Genomic DNA, 6,759 nt, shown 5'->3' with positions numbered 1-6,759 from the left:
AGGACATCAACCTCGACCCGCAAGCCTTGCTTGCCCTGGTCAAACAGCAGCGCATCAGCGTGTTGCAGGCCACGCCCTCGACCTGGCGCATGCTGCTCGATCACCCGCAGGCCGATGAGCTCAAGGGTTGCAAACTGCTGTGCGGCGGTGAGGCGCTACCCCTGGAACTGGCGACCCGCCTTTTGGCGCTTTCGCCCCAGGTGTGGAACCTCTACGGGCCGACCGAGACCACCATCTGGTCGGCGCAGTACTCGCTCACGCCAGCCCAGCCGCAGCCGTGGCTGGGCGGGCCGATTGCCAATACCAGCCTGTATATCCTCGACGATAACCTGGCGCCGGTGCCGGTCGGGGTGGCGGGTGAATTGTTGATTGGCGGCGATGGCCTGGCGCGGGGTTATTTCCAGCGCCCGACACTCACCGCCGAACGCTTCCTGCCTGACCCATTTGGTGCGCCCGGTACGCGCCTGTACCGCACCGGCGACCTGGCGCGCTACCGCGCGGACGGGGTGATCGAGTACATCGGCCGCGTGGATCACCAGGTAAAAATCCGTGGATTGCGGATCGAACTGGGGGAAATCGAGGCGCGGCTGTTGGAGCAACCGCAAGTGCGCGAAGCCGCCGTGGTGGTGCGGGACGTCGCTGGCCATCCGCAGTTGGTGGCGTACGTGGTTGCCGTGCAAGCGGTCAGCGATGAACAGGCGCTGCGTGAGGCGTGCAAGCGTCAGCTCAAGGACGACCTGCCGGAGTACATGGTGCCCAGCCATTGGGTCTTCCTCGACAGCCTGCCGCTGACCCCCAATGGCAAGCTCGATCGCAAGGTGTTGCCCGCGCCGGATGCCAGTGCCTTGCAGCAGCACTACATCGCGCCGCGCAATGTCTTGGAGCAGCAGATTGCCGAGGTCTGGCAACAGGTGCTGGGTCTAGCGCAGGTGGGGGTGAGCGACAACTTCTTCGAACTGGGCGGGCACTCGCTGCTGGCCACCCAGGTGATTGCGCGGCTCAAGCAAACCCTGGCCAGCGACCCTGGCTTGCGGGACCTGTTCAATGCTCCGGTGTTGGAAGACTTTGCCGCCGTGTTGGCGGGCCGCTCGGCCGCGCAACCGGCGCAGATCGCCTTGCGCGCCCATGGCCCGCGCAGCACTGCGCCCTTGTCCCTGGCCCAGCGCCGCTTGTGGGTGGCCGAACAGTTCTCGGCCGGCAACGGCGCGTACGGCATGCCGCTGGCGTTGCGCTTGCGTGGCGAAGTCTCGGTGCCGTTGCTGATCGAAAGCCTCAAGTGCGTGGTGCAGCGTCATGAAGTGCTGCGCACCGCCTATGTCGCAGACGATGACGGCGATCCATTGGCAGTGATTTCGCCTGAGGTGGCACTGGACTTCGCCCTGGTCGACCTGTCGCACCTGGACCGTATCGAACAGGAAGCCCAGGTCGCCCAGGCCACGCTGGACAACACCCGACACCCGATCAACCTGGCACAAGCGCCGCTGTTGCGTGGGCAGATCCTGCGCCTGGGTGCCCATGAGCATGTGCTGCTGTATTCGATGCACCACATCATTTCCGATGGTTGGTCGATGGCGGTGCTGGTGGGTGAACTGGTGCAACACTACGCCGCGCTCAAGCACGGCCGTGGCATCGACTTGCCGCCGCTGCCGGTGCAATACAGCGACTATGCCCAATGGCAACTGACGCTGGAGCAGGCCGGGGTCTTGCAGCAACAGGCCCACTACTGGAAGGACGCCCTGGCCGGTCATCCCGGCCAACTCCTGTTACCCACTGATTTTCCACGGCCGCCAGTACCGTCTTTTGAAGGCTCCAGCGAGTCGTTCAGCGTGCCGCCGGCATTGGGCGAGGCACTCAAAGGCTTGTCCGGCCGCCACGGCGTTACGCCTTACACCACCTTGCTGGCGGCATTCCAGGTGTTGCTGCATCGCCTGGGCACCAGCGACGACTTGCTGGTGGGCGCTGATGTCGCGGGGCGCCAGCATGCCGAGCTGGAAGGCTTGATTGGTTTCTTCGTGAATATCCTGCCCCTGCGTTCGCGCTTCGACGCAAAGGCCCGGTTCAGTGATTTCCTCGCTGCTGCGCGGGAAACCTCCCTCACGGCATTCGAGCATCAGGACCTGCCCCTGGACATGATCGCCGAAGCCAGCAACGTGCCCCGGCACAGGGGCTTCAACCCCTTGGTGCAAGTGCTGTTTGTGATGAACAACCTGCCGGTGCACAGCGCTGGCCTGGCGGACATTGCCGTGGAGGTGGTGCCCAGCCTGGGCGGCTATTCCAAGTTCGACATGGCGTTGTTCATCGACGAAGAAGCCGGGCAGTGGCAAGGCACCTGGCAGTACGCCAATGACTTATTCAAACAAGAGCGCATTACCGAGCTTGTGAGCGCCTGGATGGGAATTCTTCAACAGATTGTCATGGATCCAGACATCCGATTAGGGGACATCATCATGCCGTCGAATACCGCTGTTGCTCCTGCCGCACCTGTTAGCCCGAAGGCCGACAAACTGGGCAAGTTCCTCAAGAAACCGTCGAGCCCGGTGGCCAGGGCCCCGCTGCCGGCGATGCGTGAATCGCTGTTGAACGCCGACCAGGTGTTCCCGTTGCTGATGGAGCCCAATGATCCGGGGCTCGACCTGGTGACGTGGGTCCAGGCCAATCGCGCCTTGGTCGAGGAGAAGTTGGCGCGGCATGCGGGGATCCTGTTCCGAGGCTTTGCCATGCGTGATATCCACGACTTCGAGGCCTTTGCCGAAGCGGTCCAGCCGGGCCTGTACGGCCAGTACGGCGACTTGCCGAAGAAAGAGGGCGGCAAGAACACCTACCGCTCTACGCCGTACCCGGAAAAGAAAATGATCCTGTTCCACAACGAGAGCTCGCATCAGGATCGCTGGCCGCGCAAGCAACTGTTCTTCTGCGAGCAACCGTCGCCCGTGGGCGGTGCCACGCCGGTGGTCGATTGCCGGCAGATGTACCTGCGTTTGCCGCAAGCATTGCGCGATACATTCGAAAGCAAGGGCCTGCTGTATGTGCGCACCTTCGCCGATAAGCTCGACGTGTCCTGGCAGCATTTTTTCAAGACCGAAGACCGCGCCCAGGTCGAGCAGCGCTGCGCGCTGGCTGGCATTCAATGGACCTGGCTGGACAACGACGAACTGCAAATCCGCACCCCGTGCCCGGCGATCATCACCCACCCGACCACGGGCGAGAAAACCTTCTTCAACCAGGTGCAACTGCACCACATCTACTGCCTGGACCCTGACGTGCGCGACGACCTGCTGGGCCTGTTCGGTCCCGAGCGGATGCCGCGCCACGTGTACTACGGCGATGGCAGCCCGATTGAAGACGCGGTGATGCAACTACTGGGCGAACTCTACGAGGCCTGTGCGGTGCGTTTTGACTGGCGCAGGGGCGATGTGATCCTGCTGGACAACATGCTTGCCGCCCACGCCCGCGACCCCTTTGAAGGCCCACGCAAAATCGTCGTGGCCATGGGTGAAATGATCGAGCGGCGCGACCTGGAAACGGTAACGCCTTCTACACGTATGCAAACTGAAGGGACTGAGGCATGAGTACGCTTAACGATGCAGGCCTGGCGCTGCTCCCGGAACAACAACAGCGGGTGCTGGACGCACAGGACGGTGCGAGTTGGGGTGATATCGCGCACCTGTTGCATATCCAGATCAAGGGCACGCTCGACGTTTCACGCCTGCAAGCGGTTTTAAACGGTTTGAGCCAGCGTCACACCGCGCTGCTCGCCCGATTGGCGACGGCGCCCGGTTATCGTGGCCTGCGGCAGTTCTTTGAGGCCGGTGCGGCGAATGTGGCATTGGCGGTGGATGAGTCCAGCGACACCGCGCAGGTCTTGGTGCAGTGGTGCCAACGCCCGGTGAGCCTGGCGTCCGGGGTGTTTTTCGAGGGTCTGTTACAGCGTATCGACGCGCAACACTGGCAATTGACCCTGGGCTTGGCGGGTTTTGTGGGGGATCAGGCGAGCCTGGGGATTCTTTATCAAGACCTGTGTACGGCGTATGAGCAGGGCAGTTGCGCCGTGGATGAGGAGCTGGGGCAGTTTGCCCAGTACCTGGAGTGGCATGCCGAAGTAGTGCTCGACGAAGATGCCGATACTGCCAAGGCCTATTGGCAAGCCTGCCTGCCGAGCACTGGGGTGCTGGCACCGGAGTTGCCGGTGCGCTACGCGGACACTGCGCCGGGCAAGGCCGGTGGGCAGACACTGACTGCCGCCCTCGACCCACGTGTGCTGGAGCGCCTGAGCCAACTGGCAGCCCAGCACAACACGCCGGTGACCACGCTATTGCAAGCAGCCTGGTGGGTGCTGCTGGCGCGCGTCAGTGGGCGCGAAGGTTTTGTCGCGGGCCTGCGGCATGACGCGCGCCAGGACTATGAGTTCTTCGCACCCACCGTGGGCCTGCTGGAAAGAACCCTGCCGTTGAACCTGAACCTGGCGCCGACAGCATCGTTCACGCGTGTGTTGGCTGAGCTGACCGGTGTGCTGGAGACCCATGGCACCTGGCAAGAATATGCGCCGCTCGACGCCGGCCTGCCGCTGACCCATGGCTTTGGTGTGCGCCAGCAACCGGCAGCGCGCACAGTGGGGACATGCACCTGGAGCGGCGCCTACAGTGCTGATCTTCGGCCGCTGTTTGAACTGGCGCTGAATGTCGATATGGAGGAGGGCGGCGCTGTCACCGGTCTGTCGCTGGACTATGCCGCTGCCGTTTATAGCCAGGCCACGATGCAGACGCTGCTGGCGCAGTATCAAGTGCTATTGGGCAGTCTGCTGGAGCAGCCGGACGCGGCCATCGCAACCCTGAGCCTGTTGGGTGAGGCGGAACGCCAACGCCTGCTGGCGTTCAATCCCGCGCCGCAAGTGCTGGAAGAGCGGGTGCTGTTGCCTGAGCATATTCTCAATTGGGCCGAAATCACCCCGGACGCGTTGGCATTGGTCGCGGGGCAGCAGTCGCTGACCTACGCCGAGTTGGATGCCGGCGTGCGTCAATTATCCAGCCGTCTGCGTCAAAAGGGTGTAGCCCCGGGCAGCATCGTCGCCCTGGCCTTGCCGCGCGGCGTGGCCCAGGTGCTGACTATTCTTGCGACCTGGCGCACAGGCGCTGCCTATCTGCCGCTGGACCCGAACTGGCCAGTGGCGCGCCAGGCCCAACTGGTGGAACAGGCCGGTGCGCAACTACTGGTCACCCAGGGTGTGGCTTTGGATGGAGTCGGTTGCGCAGTACTGGACCTCGATCAAAAGGTGCAGCAACCGCTGGCGCAAGGACCTAGTGCAACCCTGCAAGGCCAGGACGCCGCTTATGTACTGTTTACCTCCGGCACCACCGGGGTGCCCAAGGGCGTGGTGGTCGAGCATCGGCAATTGCTCAATTACGTCGCGGGTGTCAGCAGTGAACTGGAGCTGGCTGCTTGCCGGCACTTCGCCCAAGGCTCCACTGTCGCGGCGGACCTGGGTAACACCAGCCTGTTTGGTGCGCTGTACAACGGCGCCACCTTGCATATCGCTGACGAGGCGACGATGCAGGATCCCGAAGCGTTCGCAGCCTTCATCGACACCCAGGGCATTGATTGCCTGAAAATCGTGCCGTCCCATCTTGCCGCCTTGCTCGAAGCACCGCAGCCGAAGGTGCCGGCCACCCTGATCCTCGGCGGCGAAGCCATCGGCCAGGGGACGGTTGCGCGCATCTTCAACCTGCGCGCCGATTGCCGTCTGTTCAATCACTACGGGCCCACCGAAACCACCGTTGGCGTCGCCGTGCATACAATCAGCCCGGACGACTTGCAACACCTGGCCATTCCCCTGACTCGGGTATTGCCCAACAACCAGTTGTTCGTCCTCAACGAGGGCCTGCAACTGGTGGCCTGCGGCGAACTGGGTGAGCTGTATATCGGCGGCCAGCAATTGTGCCGTGGCTACCTGAACGACCCGGCGCAGACCGATGCAGCGTTTATCAACAGTCCGTTTAACCCTGGCGAACGGTTGTACCGCAGCGGCGACCTGGCCCGCTACCTGCCACAAGGCGGTATCGCGCTGTATGGCCGGCGTGACCATCAGGTTAAGGTGCGCGGGTTCCGTATCGAACTGGCAGAAATCGAACAACAACTGCTGCGCGTGCCAGGCGTGAGCGAAGCCGTGGTGCTGCTGGCGCACGATGAGCCGGTCGCCTTTGTACTGCCGAGCCAGGACGCGCCTGCGGATTGGCTGCAAAACCTCAAGCAGCAAATGGCTGAGCGCTTGCCGGCGGTGATGGTGCCGCACCAGTACCAGGTGGTGCAGCACATGCCGCGCCTGGGCAACGGCAAAGTCGACCGCCAGGCCTTGCAGAATCTGGAGCTGGTCGAAGATGACGACACCTTCATCGAGCCCCTGGACGCCCTTGAAACCTTGCTGGCCAGCCGCATGGCCCAGTTGCTGGGGCGCGTACGCTTGAGCCGCGACCGCGACTTCTTCGCCGCCGGTGGCCATTCGCTGCTGGTGATCAAGCTGGTCGCCGGGATTCGCAAACTGCTGCACTGCGAAGTCCACCCCGGCATCGTGTTCGATCACCCAAGTCCCGGCGCACTGGCCCAGGCCTTGCGCGCCCAGGAAGATAGCCCTGGCCAGTTGGAGAAACTGGCCCAGGCACGTTTGCGGCTGGACGCAATGAGTCCAGAGGAGAAGGCCGCGCTGCTGGAGAAGGCGCGCCAACAGGCGGCGGTGCAGAGCTAAAACGGTTGCGGGCGCTGCCAGTC

General features: G+C 63.3%; 2 protein-coding genes. Both read left to right on the top strand.

The genetic code is table 11. The features are described from left to right. The coding region (locus JFT44_RS27690; protein ID WP_198831451.1) for a condensation domain-containing protein at positions 1-3,569 on the top strand (3,569 nt) is incomplete at its 5' end. Beyond that, on the top strand, positions 3,566-6,736 hold the full coding sequence (locus tag JFT44_RS27685; RefSeq protein ID WP_198831450.1) for an amino acid adenylation domain-containing protein: 3,171 nt from the start codon (positions 3,566-3,568) through the stop codon (positions 6,734-6,736). The genes JFT44_RS27690 and JFT44_RS27685, both read left to right, overlap by 4 nt. The last annotated feature ends 23 nt before the right edge of the window (positions 6,737-6,759 follow it).

It is taken from the genome of Pseudomonas sp. MF5691 (assembly GCF_016405645.1).
Taxonomy (GTDB): domain Bacteria; phylum Pseudomonadota; class Gammaproteobacteria; order Pseudomonadales; family Pseudomonadaceae; genus Aquipseudomonas; species Aquipseudomonas shahriarae.
The sequence above is the reverse complement of the archived record's forward strand: the minus strand, read 5'-3'. Positions and strand labels throughout refer to the sequence as shown.

Excerpts from the sequence above, each read along its gene's own strand:
- JFT44_RS27685 (WP_198831450.1), top strand. The coding sequence starts at position 3,566 with ATGAGTACGCTTAACGATGCAGGCCTGGCGCTGCTCCCGGAACAACAA.